This is a genomic window from Algibacillus agarilyticus, from assembly GCF_003286125.1.
Classification (GTDB): domain Bacteria; phylum Pseudomonadota; class Gammaproteobacteria; order Enterobacterales; family Alteromonadaceae; genus Algibacillus; species Algibacillus agarilyticus.
Genome location: NZ_QMED01000076.1, coordinates 1 through 1,427 on the forward strand (window position 1 = coordinate 1; position 1,427 = coordinate 1,427).

The following is a 1,427-nucleotide window of genomic DNA, read 5'->3' on the forward strand; positions in this document are numbered from 1 at the left end:
ATAATTCTTCAACGTTGTGGTGATTTTATTTGTTAAATCTACACGGTCTTGCACGAGTTTACGACGATATTCAACCAGTTGGGCAAGCGACCTGACACTTTCGGTATCGGGTGTAATGACGCTCAATTTAGGCATATGCTGCTGTAATATTTCTAATTGGATAGCCGCGTCTGTTGGATCGTCTTTAGCCCCACTGAGTGTAAATGCCTTTCGGTATTTTGCTACGGTAGAGGGGTTTATAGTAAACAATACGATATGCTGAAATTTACTGAGCGCATAAATTAAAGGGCCTTTTTTTAATTCACAAGCGACAGCAACGGGTTGACCATTATATTTTTGTTTTAAAGTATTCGCCCAAGCATTAATAGCTTCTGGTTTTGAGGAAATAACGGTAAAAATGGGTTTGTCGCTTTTCTGTTCGAGTTCACAAACGTCGTGTTTACGATCTGCCCAATCGATAGCGATAAGGGCGGCAAAATCAGTAGGATTAAAAACTTTCATTTTTGACCTCCAAAGCGTAAAGTTAACCATGGAATATGGCAGTGGTATTGTTTCTCGCAGGTCTTATAGATAGTCGATATAGACGGCAATCCCTGAGTATGCGTATTGAAACAAGTGACTTCTGTTGCTCCGAAAGTCTTGTTATAAGCATCGAATGTTTTCGCTCAAATATTCGTAAGCAACAGAAGCATATTCCACCTATTAATAAGTTAGGTAAACTGATTAATTAATGGAACGGAGCAACTATAAGTCGTTAAAGCAGGACAAATAACAGTTGGCTTTTGCTCCTGCGTCGCTTATTTTAGCCAACATATTATTTGCCTCTTAACGAGGCGTTATAGGTACCACATGGTTCAGCACTGTTGTCAGGATATGGAAGATTCATTAAAGTTTGAATGCACTGAACATGCAGATAAATTTGAGTGCGCTGATACTTTAGTTACATATAACGAAAAATTTAACGAATATGGTCTTATCATTCATGATGGTGGTAGTAGCTCAAAAACCATTTATTATTGTTCATGGTGTGGCACAAAATTGCCAGATTCAAAGCGTGACTTGTGGTTTGATACTTTAGAAAAGTTAGGTTTTGATGAGCCTACAGAGCAAGATATTCCAAAAGAATTTAAATCAGGTGCTTGGTTCAAGTACCTATAACAACACGCCCTGAGGTGGACCGCAAGCATTAAAGTTTACTTTCTACCGCATATTTTAAGAGCGGTGAACCCTTACTTTTCAAGGCTTCTAGATAGGTTGATTCATCATATGCTGTGCTGGTTTTCCAGCACCGAAACAATATCCTGATCCACTTAAATGCCAACGCTCTGATGATGGTATTATGTGGTTTTCCTTTCGCTGCTTGCTGTTGATAATAAGCTTTAGCCCAAAACGAATATCGCACCGATTGACCAGCCCATTCAACAAAT

2 protein-coding genes and 1 pseudogene are annotated in these 1,427 nt (G+C 39.0%); 1 reads left to right on the forward strand and 2 read right to left on the reverse strand.

Annotated features, from left to right (window positions below; translation table 11 throughout):
• Positions 1–501: IS110 family transposase (locus DPX34_RS21595; RefSeq protein WP_157964591.1), on the reverse strand; the 501-nt coding region annotated here is incomplete at its 3' end.
• 348 nt (positions 502–849) lie between these two features.
• On the opposite strand from DPX34_RS21595, the gene DPX34_RS21600 reads away from it, so the two are divergent.
• Entirely contained in the window at positions 850–1,158 is a 309-nt protein-coding gene (locus DPX34_RS21600) for a DUF6980 family protein (RefSeq protein WP_111980454.1), read from the forward strand.
• A gap of 28 nt (positions 1,159–1,186) precedes the next feature.
• Here DPX34_RS21600 and DPX34_RS22200 read toward each other — a convergent pair.
• Positions 1,187–1,427 (reverse strand): annotated as a pseudogene (locus tag DPX34_RS22200) (IS110 family transposase); the annotation flags it as partial.

What these genes read in the sequence shown, in the direction of transcription:
- DPX34_RS21600 (WP_111980454.1), top strand. Translation starts at nt 850, where the DNA reads ATGGTTCAGCACTGTTGTCAGGATATGGAAGATTCATTAAAGTTTGAA.